Source organism: Halomonas sp. LMYGS-3 (assembly GCF_059509875.1).
Window position 1 is genome coordinate 1 of record NZ_JCAKFQ010000018.1, and the last position, 12935, is coordinate 12935.

Below are 12935 nucleotides of genomic sequence, written 5' to 3' on the forward strand. Positions count from 1 at the left end.
ACCGGTTGGAGGACGTGGGGCCGGCGCTGCAGAAGGCGATCGACCTGCAGATGACCGAGGGCAAGACCTGCATTCTCGAGATCATGTGCACCCGCGAGCTGGGCGACCCGTTCCGCCGCGACGCGTTGAAGAAGCCGGTGCGCCTGCTGGAGAAGTACCAGGACTACGTCTGAGGCCGGTCAGTTCAGTGGCAGTGGTCTTCCCCCGGCCTGGCCGGGGGTTTTTCTCCTGGCAGGACGATCGAGAGATTGGGAGGTGCACGAGATGAGCGCGCTGAACCGGGTACTGGACCGAGTCGCTTGGGGGGCCAGGCGGATGATCAATGTGGCGGCAAGGTGTACTCAGGCGTTGGGATCTGGGTGATGCAAGTACGCCAGCAGCACATCCTTGACGTGCTGACGACGCTCGGCAACCCAGGAAGGATCATTCAGGTTGCGGCTGAAAGTGATAGAAAGGGTGTACTGGTTAGAGTGATGGAGGTGAATCATCGAGAACAGGGTCATATAGAAATGGAAGGGGTCCACGTCCTGGCGGAAAGTGCCTTGTCGCTCGCCTTCCATGAGGATCTCATGAAGTTTGTCGAGCAGGAGCCGGCCACGATTCTTGATGGAGAGGATGTTCTGAATACATGCGCCTTGATTGATGTTCTCGATACCGACGAGACGAATGAATTCTGGATGCTCACGCAAGTGATCGAACGTGAAATCGACAAGCGCTTCAATAGCCTGGTCGGGAGTAAGTCCGGCTAGCTGTATCCCTTCTTCCCTTGTCCTGAGGTCCTCATAGACCTTCTCCAGGCAGGCCCGATAAATCTTTTCCTTGCTGCCGAAGTAGTGGTAGAGCATGCGAATATTGGTAGAGGCGCGGCGGGCGATGCGCTCGGTACGTGCGCCATCGAGTCCGTACTCACAGAACTCGTCTATCGACGCTTGCAGAATTCTGTTACGCGTTGCTTCAGCGTCGCGCAGTCGGCGCTTCTGCATGGGTCGTGCTTTGGTCTGGGTCATTCTGTCTCCCTCTATTGCTGGCGGATAACGTGACCCGGCCGAGGGGAGTGCCGTCATCCAGAGGCTGTTTCATGCCACGCAGTACATCAGACGTTGACAGCTCTGTCAACAAGTAATAAATTGCTTACTTACCTGGTGGGCCGATGCCGCTGGGCCTAACACCCTCGGCATGACTGCCATGCAGGACGAGGGTGAAGTAAACAACAACAGTATGGAAAAGAACGTATGAAAAACCGTAAACAATACAATGGGATGCTGGTGGGCAGCCTGTCGAAGGAGCATTGCCGGAAAACGAACCATGGGGCCGCGTGTCCGGGCCTGGGCGTCGCCGGCAGTTGGTGCCTTGCCCTGGCGCTTATCACAACACCAGCCATGGCCGATGAGACCACGGTGAGTATCCTCACCGCACCCTTTGGCACCACAGTGCATGCCAAGTACTCAGGGTTCGCCCGCGAAGTAGCGGATTCGATCCCAGGTGTGCGCGTCGAGGCGCTCGAGACACCCGGCTGGGTGTACAACTCAACCGAGATGGCCAGAAATGAGGAGATCCGGAGTAATACCTTGGCGGCCATCAGCCCGGGTGCGCTGTTCGCGGCTTCTCAAGGACTTCGACCATGGCGTGGCCCGACCGAAGTAGAGGGATGGAAGGCGCTGTGGGCCTACTATGTGTTGACCGGCTACTTCGTAACTACGAACTCAGATATCGATGAGGCTGAAAAGCTGGTTGATTCGCGGATCGGGCTTGGTCGCGCTACTCAGACTCACTGGTCGGTCTTTCCAAGACTGTTCCTCGAGAATGCCTACGGATTGGAGCTATCCGGTGTGGATAACCTTGGGCCGAGCGAAGCGATGAGGGCAATGCTGGATGGGGTAGTGGACTCAGCGATTGTGTCCGACAGCTTCACCTACGATTTCAGTGCCCGTCATGCGCCAAGCTCGATGATGGAGCTGGAAAGCTCGGGGCGGGACTACCATTACCTCACCCATGCCTCCCATGCGGCAATCGATGCTCTCAACGAGTCGATGGGTTCCTCCTTTCTCAAGATGACGATCCCAGCGGGTTCCTTGCCGGGTCTTGATCAGCCCATGGAAACCTACGGAGATCCGGCGATCATCTATGCGCATGAAGACTTCTCGGAGGAGGTTGCCTATGAGCTGGTCAAGTTCATGATGAACAACTGGGAATCGCTCCAGAACCATCATGCTTCCTGGGAGCTGACAAATCCCTCCACTTGGGTGGCAGGACAGACGGTGGAGACCCTGCATCCCGGGGCCGTGCGGGCTTATCGAGAAGCAGGTATCGAGATTCCCGAGCGTTGACGGAGGTACTGCTGGCCATGGATGGCCTGTCAGGACATGGAGGTAGGGATTATTCGGACACGGGCAAAGGGCCTGGTCGTCAAGCTATTGGGGGTAGGGGATGAGTACTGACCTGCAAGAGAGCCAGGTGGGCTCTGGGCGATTTTCCCGGTTGCTGCAGGGGGTGCTGCTGTATGGTGGTGCCGCCGTTGCGCTGTATCATTTCATCTATGTCTTCACCAACTTTCAAGGTTCTACAGAGCACTACATTACTCATATCACCCTGGGAGTGGTGCTGTGCGCTTTGGTGCCGGCCATCCAGGTGACTACATCGGGCCAGAGTCGCTCTCGGCGCCTGATGGTGCAACTCGGTTTAGCATTGGTACTGCTATTAGGCGTCGCCGCTCTGGTCTACATGCGCCTCTATGCCCGGGATCTCGAGGATTTCTTTCCCTACTTCGAGCCGCATCAGCTACCTATCGGTGCCATGGCGATTGGCGCCATCCTGGTTCTTACCTGGGTGCACTGGGGTGCGACCCTGCCGCTCATCACTCTGGGGGCGATCGCCTATTTCATGCTGGGGCACTGGATACCTGCCGATGGAATACTGGGAGTGTTGAGTCAGCCCAAGCGTGACATCTACTACATCATGGGCTATCTGGGGTTGAGTCCAACTCAGGGGTTTATCGGCTGGATCATTCCCGTATCTGCCAACTTCATCTTCCTGTTCGTGGTGTTTGGCAATATTCTCCTGCGCACTGGGGTCGTGGACATGTTCCTCGAGCTGGGTAGGGCCATCGGAAACGTACTGCGGCCAGGGCCCGCCTACGCGGCGACGATGGCAAGCGCCATGGTTGGGTCGGTAACTGGTGCGCCAGGGGCTAATGTGGTCCTTACCGGCAGCGTAACCATTCCTGCGATGAAGTCAGTGGGCTTCAAGGGCCATCACGCTGGAGCCATCGAAGCTTGTGCCTCGACAGGTGGCCAGATCATGCCACCCGTCATGGGAGCGGCCGTCTTCATCATGGCGGCATTCATCAATATTCCTTATATTGAAATCGCCCAACGTGCGATTGTACCAGCGACTCTCTACTTTTCGGCCATCGCGATCGGCATCTATTTCCTGGTGCAGTCGCTTGGTATTGTGCCACCGAAGGCCAATGTCTCTCACGCTATGATCTGGCGACGGCTACCATGCTTCTTGATTCCTCTCGGGATCATCGTGGTTCTGCTGGTGCAGCGTTATTCTCCGATGTATGCCGCCACGTTTGGCACCTTGGCCCTGCTGGTGGTTTCCTTCTTGCTTCCCGAAACACGCATTTCGGTGAAGAATCTCGTCAAAGCACTGAGTGAGGGGGCCGCTCAAGGGGCCCAGATTGCCATGGTGCTGGCTTGTGTCGGTATTTTCTCGCAGGTCGTGATTACCACCGGGCTTGGCGCCAGACTGGGTGACTTCGTGATGAGCCTGACTGATGGCACCTTGCTGCCAACGCTGCTGGCTTCGATGACCATCTGCATTCTACTCGGTATGTCAGTTCCTACTGTGCCGGCCTATATCATTACGGCTCTGGCTGTTGGGCCCACGCTGATTGCCCTGGGTGTCGATGCATTGGGCGCGCATATGTTTGTATTCTACTTCGCCATTTTCTCCACTTTAACACCGCCTATTGCCATGGCATCGATAGTGGCGGCTCGTATCGCTGGCGCAGGGTTTATGAGGACTTCAATCGAAGGATTGAGACTTGCCTTGGTCTGCTACTTCATTCCTTTCGCCTTCATTTTTCACCCGGCATTGCTTGAGTTTCCAATGATTGGTATCGATGGAGTCGTGGCAATTGTTTCCACACTGGTTGTCTGTGTTACCTACAGCGCCTCTAGCTATGGCTTCTTCGGTGCCGCTCTGTCGCGAGGCATGCGAGCTCTGTTCGCCATGGCGACACTGTGCGGTGTGTTGTTCGTGTTCGGCCTGGGGATCTGGGCCCTATGGTTGCAGCTCTCTCTGGCGGTGCTTTGCATGCTGGCATCCTGGAAACGATCGAGCCTTTCCCCATCGCAGATCGCGTAATAAAAACCCATGGATAACAGTGGCCTATTCAAATAAAGGAGACGACAGTTGACGATCATGAGACTTGATGAGGGCGTCATTAATGGCGCCAAGGTGAGCCAGTGCGTGGTGCATGACGGGGTAATTCATATCGCTGGCCTCATGGCGCCCGAGCCAACTGGTGACATTGGTCAGCAGACCTTGCGAGTGCTGGACATCGTCGATCACTACCTGGCTAGAACAGATAGCGACCGGCGTCATGTGCTCTCCGTTCAGATCTGGCTTCACGACATGGCGGACTTCGCCGAGATGAACCGGGTGTGGAACGCCTGGGTGGATGCGTCGCAGCCACCGGCTAGAGCCTGTGTCAGCGGCCTGTTAGCGCATGCCGATGCACGCATCGAGGTAATGGTCATGGCAAAGGTGAAGGGCTAGATATGACAATAGATCGCTACGGGCTGGTCAATGAACCAGGGCGGCCTTGCATGAGCTTGGCCCTTGCTACCGATAGCTGGATGACGGTATGCGCCACGGCCCCAGATCGAGTGCCTGACGTCGCGGATCAGACCCGTCAGGTCCTGGACATACTGGACCATTACCTGGAGGAGAGTGGTGTATCGATGAATGATGGGCTGTTAACCGCCATGGTTTGGCTCAAGGACATCACGGATTACGCCGCCATGAATGATGTCTGGAACGAATGGCTCGGGGAGCGTGCCGCTCCGGCTCGTTGTTGTGTACAAGCGAATATGGCGCGCCCCGAGATGCTGGTCGAGATCAAGCTCACCGCCGCGCGTTAACGTTTCCCTTAAATCGGGATGTGGCCGGTCTGGCGATGGGGGAAACTCCCTCCATCGCCCTGTCAGCGCGTCCTCAAGCCAGGAGAATTGGTCGTGAAGTCCAAGAAAATGGGGGTCTTTCTGGCTCTACTTTCGGTGTCGATATGGGCGGGAAATTTTGTACTCGCGAGGATCGCGCCGGGTACCATGGACGCGGTTTCCCTGACATTTCTCAGGTGGCTGGTGGCCAGCATACTGGTGTTACCCTTCGTGGTAATGCCGATGATTCAGGCATGGCGACTGGTTGTGATGCATGGAGTGACTATCGTGATCATGTCGTTGCTTGGCGTGGTGGCGTTCAATCTTTTAGTATATCAGTCGGGTCATTATCTTGATGCCGCCAGGATGTCACTCATCAATGCCATGTCTCCGGTGTTCATCATGATCTTGGCTAGTCTTTTCCTGGGCGAGAAGTTTACCCAGAGAAAACTGATTGGCGCTGCCATGGGAGGGGGCGGTGTGTGCCTCTCGATTGCAGGAGCCAGTCAGGTAGATTCAATCGATCTGGTACTTGGCATGGGAATGATGACGGTCGCTGCGATGGCATTTTCGATCTATACGCTGATGTTCAGGAAGCTCTACCAAGAAGTCGATTTCATGGCGCTCGTTGGCGCGACATTTTTCATCGGTACACTGATGCTATTGCCAGTATTCATAGTTAATGGCGTCCACAGTGATTTTCCCAATCTAAACAGACGTAATGTAGTGATCGTGCTTTACTCAGGCGTATTGGCCGCGCTGATAGCCTTCATTGCCTGGAACCTCTCTGTATCGATCATTGGCGCTTCACGAGCGGGCTGCATCTATTTCCTGATGCCAGTGTTCGCAGCGCTTCAATCTTTCACCATCATCGGGGAGTTCCCTGGCTGGAATGCCATCCTGGCTGCGCCGATCGTACTGCTCGGGGTATACATTGCCGTTGCGCAGCCGCCATCGGCCAAGTCCATCTTCCTGCCGTCGTCCTCATCCCGGCGCTGAAGCCGATCGCATGATGTGGGCCTGTGTTCGGGCCTGGCGATTGACACCACTGATCTCGTAACCCTGTGAGTTGCAGGTCGCTCTCGATGCCGGCAAGCATGCGTGTCGGGCACACGACGTCAGGCTCGAGGTTCTTGAATTCTGCCAATTGCTCCTCCTCGGCACGCCTGGTCGGGCCGGTCGTTGCGAGAGGGGCGTGTCAGGGGCTGCAGGTAGAACGCGAGTGGGGGGAGTGCTACGGTTCCTGAAAATAAATTATTTTGTACCGTTTTATGGAACCCTGCGTTGACGCACGGTCCTCGGGCGGTTAGGTTTTCCATAAGTTTCTTATTCCGGAACGATCTGTACCATAAATGAGGGAATGGCCGCAGAGGAGAAGCCGATGCACACCACAGAAATCCACGCCACATGCCACATCGTGCAGGGTGAGCAGATGATGATCCCCTCGGAGGCCTTCGTCGAAACCTCGGTGGTTAACAGCTGCTCGCACAACGACTCCTGCCCGGCCAGCCCCCGCGTCGAGTCGACAGGAGGTGGGTATGTCCCCGGTGCGGCAGCGGTCACGGCGACCGTACCGGAGATTTTGCATTCTCAGACACCTTGAACTCTGGTGGCATGAACAACAATCCGAGAGGTTCGAATGCGTGATTTCATGATCATCGGCGGTGGCGTCATCGGCATGATGACCGCCTGGCAACTGGCCGAGGCCGGCTGCTCCGTTACCCTGCTGGAGCGCCGCCGCTGCGGCCAGGAGGCCTCCTGGGCCGGCGGTGGTATCGTCTCGCCGCTCTATCCCTGGCGCTATGGCGAAGCCGTCTCGCAGTTGTCGCGCTGGTCGGAGGGGGCTTACCCCGAGCTGGCCGCACGGCTCCACGAGGCCACCGGCATCGACCCCGAGTATCGCCAGAGGGGGCTGCTCTATCTGCGTGTCGACGATGGCGACCAGGCCTTCGACTGGGCGCAGCGTATGCACAAGCCGCTGGCGGCCGTGGAGGCCGACTTCATCTACGCACAGGAGCCCTGGCTGGCCAAGGGCTTCGCTGCGGGGCTGTGGATGCCGACTCTGGGCAGCATTCGCAATCCCCGGCTCTGCCGGGCGTTGCGTGCCCGGTTGCTGTCGTTGCCCGGGGTGACTCTCGAAGAAGCCGTGGATGTTGAGCGGTTGTGCGTTGAAGGCGAGCGTGTGACCGCTGTGGAAACCTCACGCGGGCGCATGACGGCGGGCCAGGTGGTCCTGTGTGGCGGAGCCTGGAGCGGCGTGCTGCTCGGCAGACTCGGTCTGGCCTTGCCGGTTCGTCCGGTGAAGGGCCAGATGATGCTGTTCCGTACCCCGCCGATGCCCGGCGGTCGCATGCTGCTCGAGCGCGTCGTGCTGGCTGATGGTCGCTACCTGATCCCGCGGGGGGATGGACGTGTGCTGATCGGCTCGACCCTGGAGGAGGCGGATTTCGACAAGACGCCCACCGCCGAGGCGCGGGAGTCACTGCGGCAGAGCGCCCTGGGCATGCTGCCGGCCCTGGCCGATTGCGAGATCGAGCACCACTGGGCGGGCTTGCGGCCGGCAGCGCCCGACGGGGTGCCCTTCATCGGCCCGGTACCGGGCGTTCAGGGGCTGCACGTCAATGCCGGGCACTACCGCAATGGCCTGGTGCTGGCACCGGCCGCGACGCGCCTGCTGGTCGACCGGCTGCTGGGGCGCTCTGCCGTGGTGGATTCGACTCCCTACGAGCCTGCTCATCGTCTGGTGGTGTGGCGGGAAGGGGCTGCGGGGGTGGCCTGATGCCGGGCCGGACAGCCTGGCCCAACAGGTGAGTGGCAACTGGTGCTAAGCAAGGATGACGTACCCCATTACTCTCGATGACAGGTTCTGGGGAAGGTCCCCTGAACATGCAGCCGACAATGAACGGACCCCTTACAGGAGAAAATGATGAGCCAGGTTGGTGTGGAACTGCTCGAAGCCTTCAGTGATGCCCTGAATCGCCACGATATCGATGCCGTGATGGAGATGATGACCGATGACTGTGTGTTTCATGCCATTGCCGGCCCGGAACTGGTAGGCAAGAGCTTCGTCGGCCAGGCCGAAGTGCGACAGGGGCTCGAGAACGCCTGGAAGACCGCCCCCGATGCCTGCTGGGTCGATGGCGAGCACTTCGTGATCGGTGATCGCGGCTTCTCGGAGACCACCTACAAGGGCACGACCACCGATGGGGTTCGCTCCGAGGCCCGCATGATCGATGCCTTCACCTTTCGTGATGGCAAGATCGCCGTGAAGAACGCCTTCCGCAAGAACCGTCCGCCGATCGCCGGTGGCAACAGCTAGGAGCGGCGCGCAGTCACGGCCCACCAGAGACATGAAGGAGTCGATCATGGAGACACTAGCCAGCAAGGCGGGAGACGGGCAGTGCCGCTCTACCGCCCCCTTTCAGCCTTATGATCCGGCTTACGATCCGCTCAAGAGCGCCACTCCAGGGCAGGGCCGCGACTACGCGCCAACCTACTGGATCGGTACGGCGGGTGAGCCGCCCGCCGATGACGGTCCGGTGACCCAGGACATGGACGTGGATGTGGTGATCATCGGGGCCGGTTTCACCGGGCTGACGGCAGCCATCTTCCTGGCCAAGGAGTATGGCATCCGCGCCACGGTGCTCGAGGCCAATCGGACAAGCTGGGGATGCAGCACACGCAACGGTGGGCAGGCGCAGTGCGCCTCGGGGCGCCTGAAGCGCTCCCAGTGGATCGAGCGCTATGGCCTGGAGACCGCGCTCAAGCTGCATCGCGAGTGCCTGGATGGCATGGAGACCTTCAAGTCGCTGATCAAGGACATCGACTGCGAGCCTCAGCCGGGTGGTCATCTCTACATCGCCCACCGTGACAAGGTCATGCCATCCCTCGAAAAGGAGGCCAAGCTGCTGAGGGAGACGTTCGACTACGATGCCCGTATCCTCGACGCCGATACGGTCAAGCGTGACTGGGTGGGTGACCAGGACGCTGCCGGTGCCATGCACGAGCCCGAGGGAATCGGTATCCATGCCGGCAAGCTGGCCTTCGGCTATCTCAAGACGGCGAGGGCGCTGGGCGCCAGGGTACATCCGGCGAGCCCCGTGCAGGGCTGGGAGACGCGCGATGGCGTTCATTACCTGAAGACGCCTGGTGGCGTGGTCAAGGCGCGGGCCGTGGGCATCGCCACCGGCGGCTACACCTCCCAGAGCCTGCACCCCCAGCTCAAGAATCGCCTGCTGCCGATCCTGTCGAACTCGATCGTGACTCGGCCGCTCACGGCGAACGAGATCGAGGCCTGCAGCTTCAGGACGCATCAGGTCATTACCGATACGCGGGTGCTGCGGCACTATTACCGTCTGCTGCCGGACAACCGGCTGCAGATTGGTAGCCGCAGTGCGATCACCGGGCGCGATGCACCCCAGCAGAAATACGAGGATGTGCTGGTTAACAACATGATCCGTAAATTCCCGGCGCTGAAGGGCATTCCGTTGGATTACTCCTGGTGGGGCTGGGTGGACGTCAGCCACGACATGATGCCGCGCATTCATCAGCCCGATCCCAAGGAGACCATCTTCTACGCCCTGGGCTACGGCGGCAACGGGGTCATGTACTCGGCCCAGGCCGGGCGTCGCCTGGCCCAGTGGATCGCCGGTGACGGCAAGCAGCTCGACCTGCCGATCTTCACCTCCAGGCTGCCGTTCCCGAATATCCGGGAAATGGTGGAGTCCCAGGCCTTCGCCCCCTTTCGGCGTGTCGGCCAGCGGTTCCTCTATCGCTGGTACTACCTCAAAGATGAGGTGCTGTGACCCGGCTGGCAACGATCAACCGGCCGTTACCTACTGCATAGCGACTAGTCTGCCCGTTCCATGGCTCTTGGGATCAATCGAGCCAGGCGTTCGATGCCTGGCTCGATGCGTTCTTCGGGAATGGCGGAAAACCCCAGGCGCAGGTACTCGTTGCCGGGACGATCGAAGTAGTGCAGGTTGCCGCACTCGATCAGGATGTCCTCTTCGCGGGCCAGCGCCTGAAGACGCGCGCAGTCCAGCCCCTCGGGGCCCCGGACCCAGAAACAGGAACCGCCATAGGTCGAAGGCGTGAAGCACTCCGGCAGGTGTCGCTTCAACGCCTCGCTCATGCGATGCCAGCGATTCTCGAATGTCTGGTGGATCTGCCTGAGTAGCGCATCGTGATAGCCGCGGTCGAGAAACAGCGCCAGGGCGCGCTGGTTGTTGGTCGGTGGGTGGCGCAGCATCAGGCGCCGTAGCGCGCGCGCTTCGCGGATGAGCGTCGGATGGGCCACCATGTAGCCCAGCCGCAGCCCGGGCGCCAGGGTCTTGGATAGGCTGCCGACATAGATGACACGGCTGTGCCGGTCCAGGCTCTTGAGCGCCGGCGTGGGGTTGCTGAGGTAGTTGGTCTCGCTGTCGTAGTCGTCCTCGATGATCAGGAAGTTCTCGATCTCGGCCATGTCGAGCAGCTGCCGTCGCCGCTCGAGTGGCATGGTCACCGTCGTGGGGCTCTGGTGGCTGGGCGTCGTGTAGACCAGGGAACACTGCGTCAGCTCCTCGACCGGTCGCATGCCTTGCTCATCCACCGGTAACAGGCGGATATCGTCGGTGAAGATGCGGGCGATGTTATGCATGTCCACATAGCCGGGATTCTCCATGCCGAACTGCCGGCCCGGTTTCAGCAACAACATGGCGGCGATCCACAGCGCCTGCTGGGTGCCGACCGTGACGAGAATTTCCTCGGGCCTGGCCCAAACGCCACGCCGGGGGAGCAGTCGCTTGTGAATCTGCTCGATCAGTAATGGATCATCGTCATTGAGGTGGTCGACCGACCAGCTGCGAATGGCCGGTACGCTCATGGAGTCACGACTACATTCCCGCCAGTGCTGGGTCGGAAAGAGAGCAGGATCGATCTGTCCATAGAGGAATGGGTAGTGGTATCGATGCCAATCGCTGGGTTTCTGGATGGTTTCCTGCTGTGAGGGCCGGACCGTGAGCAGCCTTTCCCAAGGCATACGCTCGGCGTCGATATCGTTGAGGCGTTCCGGTTTCTCGGCGCGACCTTCCAGGATTTCCGGATTCACGAAGTAGCCGCTGCGACTCTTGGCAATCAGGTAGCCGTCGTCGAGCAACTGCTCATAGGCCAGCATCACCGTGTTGCGCGCCACCTGAAGCTCGCGCGATAACTTGCGGCTGGACGGAAGTGCCTCATCGAGCGGGATATGGCCATCCAGGATGGCATGCGTGATCTGTTCACGCAGCTGCTGCTGGAGGCTCGTCGGAAGGCTTGAATCGAGATGAAACAGTAGCTGGCTCATGGCAGGCCCAGGATGAAAGCCATCCCCTGGAAGGGGCTGGCGAGTCGATGCAGGGGGGTGGGGTACGGATGCCGGCGCCCACGACCTTCGAACATGCCAAGGATGTCACCCAATGTCTAGTTGGACAATCGAAAAATCAGTGGGTTGCATCACTCCATTCGTCGGGGATGGTGGTCTGATCACCCGATGACATCAGCCTGCGGGCGGGCTGGACCAATCGACGGCTAGTGTCTGGCACTAGTGTCGCGGTGTCGGGGGGGTAGAGTGAACAGCATGGAACAGCCCGCTCAAGACAAGACAAGCCGAGTGGATGTTTCAGGGTGAGTACAAGTCAATAACAAGACATTGCTGGGAGAGTGGCATGAACAAGATGATGTTTTCCGTAGCCGCGGCGGCCGTCAGTGCCGTCATCAGTCAGAGCGCCCTGGCGGAAACCTGGCGCATGGCGCTGGGCGATGCACAGGGCGGCACCCAGTATGCCATGGGCGAGAAATTTGCCGAACTGATCCACGAAAAGACCGAAGGTCAGGTGACGGTCGACCTGTTCCCCAACGGCCAACTGGGGAGCGAACAGGATACGGTCAGCAGTGCCAGCATGGGGTTGCTCGATCTCTCGGTTCTGGCCATCAATAACATCACGCCGTTCTCGCCTACGGTTGGCGTTCTCACGCTGCCTTATGTGATCACCAGTCCGGAAGATGCCAGGACCCTCACCCAGGGTGAGATCGGCCAGCAGCTGGCTGAAAATACCATTCGGGATGCCGGGGTCCGGGTGCTTTCCTGGGCGTATTCCGGGTGCCGCGTGCTAAGCAATTCCAGCAAACCGGTTGCCACCCCGGATGACCTGAAAGGGCTCACCATTCGTGTGCCGCGAAACGAGATCATGATCGCTTCGTATCAGGAGTGGGGAGTCAACCCACTGCCGATGGCCTGGTCGGAAACGTTCACGGCCCTGCAGCAGGGCGTCGTGGATGGACAGGACAATCCCTACATCACGATCAATGCCATGAAGTTCTATGAGGTGCAGGACTATATCACCGACATCTGCTACGTATTCTCGCTGGAGCCACTGATCATGAGCGAGTCCAAGTTCCAGAGTCTGAGGCCCGACATGCAGGAGATCGTACTGGAGGCAGGCCGAGAAGCCACTGCCTACAGCTATGACTATCTGCTGGAATCCGAGGAAAGCATCAAGCAGGCCCTGGTGGAAGAGCATGGCATGCAGATCATCGAGCCCGCCAATGGCGAGAGCGAGTGGATCGAGAAAGCCTCGAGCATCTGGCCACGGTTCTACGACAGCATCGGCGGTGAGGAGCGGTTGGAGGAAGCGCTCCAGGCACTGGGTCGAAACCTGAACTAACAGCCGAGATTCCGTGAGTGCTGCACTGAACAGGGTTTCGGTGCAGCCTTCGGGAAAGGATCAGGCAAGGCATCGGGGGAGA

Annotated in this window: 12 protein-coding genes; 10 read left to right on the forward strand and 2 right to left on the reverse strand. The window is 59.3% G+C overall.

Features of this window, described 5'->3' with window-relative positions; translation table 11 throughout:
* Nucleotides 1-341 precede the first annotated feature (341 nt).
* Complete coding sequence (locus AC5W54_RS15550; protein ID WP_495963001.1) at nucleotides 342-1007, reverse strand: TetR/AcrR family transcriptional regulator; 666 nt, start codon at nucleotides 1005-1007, stop codon at nucleotides 342-344.
* A gap of 225 nt (nucleotides 1008-1232) precedes the next feature.
* On the opposite strand from AC5W54_RS15550, the gene AC5W54_RS15555 reads away from it, so the two are divergent.
* The 9 genes from AC5W54_RS15555 (at nucleotide 1233) to AC5W54_RS15595 (ending at nucleotide 9973) form a co-directional block, all read left to right on the forward strand.
* Nucleotides 1233-2327 carry a TAXI family TRAP transporter solute-binding subunit gene (locus tag AC5W54_RS15555; protein WP_495963002.1) on the forward strand — a complete coding sequence of 365 codons (1095 nt, stop codon included), beginning with the start codon at nucleotides 1233-1235 and terminating at the stop codon, nucleotides 2325-2327.
* Between the two features lie 100 nt (nucleotides 2328-2427).
* Nucleotides 2428-4371 (forward strand): TRAP transporter permease, encoded by a 1944-nt coding sequence (locus tag AC5W54_RS15560; protein WP_495963003.1) that lies wholly within the window; start codon nucleotides 2428-2430, stop codon nucleotides 4369-4371.
* Between the two features lie 57 nt (nucleotides 4372-4428).
* The gene (locus AC5W54_RS15565) at nucleotides 4429-4785 is read left to right on the forward strand and encodes a RidA family protein (protein ID WP_495963076.1); all 357 of its coding nucleotides are present in this window, start codon (nucleotides 4429-4431) and stop codon (nucleotides 4783-4785) included.
* An 80-nt stretch (nucleotides 4786-4865) separates the two neighbouring features.
* Nucleotides 4866-5150, forward strand: a complete 285-nt coding sequence (locus AC5W54_RS15570; RefSeq protein WP_495963077.1) for a RidA family protein — start codon at nucleotides 4866-4868, stop codon at nucleotides 5148-5150.
* Between the two features lie 93 nt (nucleotides 5151-5243).
* A complete protein-coding gene (locus tag AC5W54_RS15575; RefSeq protein WP_495963004.1) occupies nucleotides 5244-6167 on the forward strand; it encodes a DMT family transporter in 924 nt (307 codons plus the stop codon).
* Between the two features lie 382 nt (nucleotides 6168-6549).
* The gene (locus AC5W54_RS15580; RefSeq protein ID WP_495963005.1) at nucleotides 6550-6771 is read left to right on the forward strand and encodes a hypothetical protein; all 222 of its coding nucleotides are present in this window, start codon (nucleotides 6550-6552) and stop codon (nucleotides 6769-6771) included.
* A 36-nt stretch (nucleotides 6772-6807) separates the two neighbouring features.
* Nucleotides 6808-7947: a glycine oxidase ThiO gene (thiO, locus tag AC5W54_RS15585; RefSeq protein WP_495963006.1), complete on the forward strand. Its 1140-nt coding sequence runs from the start codon at nucleotides 6808-6810 to the stop codon at nucleotides 7945-7947.
* Nucleotides 7948-8094: 147 nt separating this feature from the next.
* Nucleotides 8095-8487: a nuclear transport factor 2 family protein gene (locus AC5W54_RS15590; protein WP_495963007.1), complete on the forward strand. Its 393-nt coding sequence runs from the start codon at nucleotides 8095-8097 to the stop codon at nucleotides 8485-8487.
* 46 nt (nucleotides 8488-8533) lie between these two features.
* On the forward strand, nucleotides 8534-9973 hold the full coding sequence (locus AC5W54_RS15595) for an NAD(P)/FAD-dependent oxidoreductase (RefSeq protein WP_495963008.1): 1440 nt from the start codon (nucleotides 8534-8536) through the stop codon (nucleotides 9971-9973).
* Nucleotides 9974-10017: 44 nt separating this feature from the next.
* Here AC5W54_RS15595 and pdxR read toward each other — a convergent pair whose 3' ends face one another.
* Complete coding sequence (gene pdxR, locus AC5W54_RS15600) at nucleotides 10018-11493, reverse strand: MocR-like pyridoxine biosynthesis transcription factor PdxR (RefSeq protein WP_495963009.1); 1476 nt, start codon at nucleotides 11491-11493, stop codon at nucleotides 10018-10020.
* A 361-nt stretch (nucleotides 11494-11854) separates the two neighbouring features.
* On the opposite strand from pdxR, the gene AC5W54_RS15605 reads away from it, so the two are divergent.
* The gene (locus AC5W54_RS15605) at nucleotides 11855-12853 is read left to right on the forward strand and encodes a TRAP transporter substrate-binding protein (RefSeq protein ID WP_495963010.1); all 999 of its coding nucleotides are present in this window, start codon (nucleotides 11855-11857) and stop codon (nucleotides 12851-12853) included.
* Nucleotides 12854-12935: the final 82 nt, after the last annotated feature.

What these genes read in the sequence shown, in the direction of transcription:
- pdxR (WP_495963009.1), bottom strand. Translation starts at nt 11,493, where the DNA reads ATGAGCCAGCTACTGTTTCATCTCGATTCAAGCCTTCCGACGAGCCTC.
- AC5W54_RS15595 (WP_495963008.1), top strand. Translation starts at nt 8,534, where the DNA reads ATGGAGACACTAGCCAGCAAGGCGGGAGACGGGCAGTGCCGCTCTACC.
- AC5W54_RS15590 (WP_495963007.1), top strand. Translation starts at nt 8,095, where the DNA reads ATGAGCCAGGTTGGTGTGGAACTGCTCGAAGCCTTCAGTGATGCCCTG.
- thiO (WP_495963006.1), top strand. Translation starts at nt 6,808, where the DNA reads ATGCGTGATTTCATGATCATCGGCGGTGGCGTCATCGGCATGATGACC.
- AC5W54_RS15570 (WP_495963077.1), top strand. Translation starts at nt 4,866, where the DNA reads ATGACGGTATGCGCCACGGCCCCAGATCGAGTGCCTGACGTCGCGGAT.
- AC5W54_RS15555 (WP_495963002.1), top strand. Translation starts at nt 1,233, where the DNA reads ATGAAAAACCGTAAACAATACAATGGGATGCTGGTGGGCAGCCTGTCG.
- AC5W54_RS15550 (WP_495963001.1), bottom strand. Translation starts at nt 1,007, where the DNA reads ATGACCCAGACCAAAGCACGACCCATGCAGAAGCGCCGACTGCGCGAC.
- AC5W54_RS15605 (WP_495963010.1), top strand. Translation starts at nt 11,855, where the DNA reads ATGAACAAGATGATGTTTTCCGTAGCCGCGGCGGCCGTCAGTGCCGTC.
- AC5W54_RS15565 (WP_495963076.1), top strand. Translation starts at nt 4,429, where the DNA reads ATGAGACTTGATGAGGGCGTCATTAATGGCGCCAAGGTGAGCCAGTGC.
- AC5W54_RS15560 (WP_495963003.1), top strand. Translation starts at nt 2,428, where the DNA reads ATGAGTACTGACCTGCAAGAGAGCCAGGTGGGCTCTGGGCGATTTTCC.
- AC5W54_RS15580 (WP_495963005.1), top strand. Translation starts at nt 6,550, where the DNA reads ATGCACACCACAGAAATCCACGCCACATGCCACATCGTGCAGGGTGAG.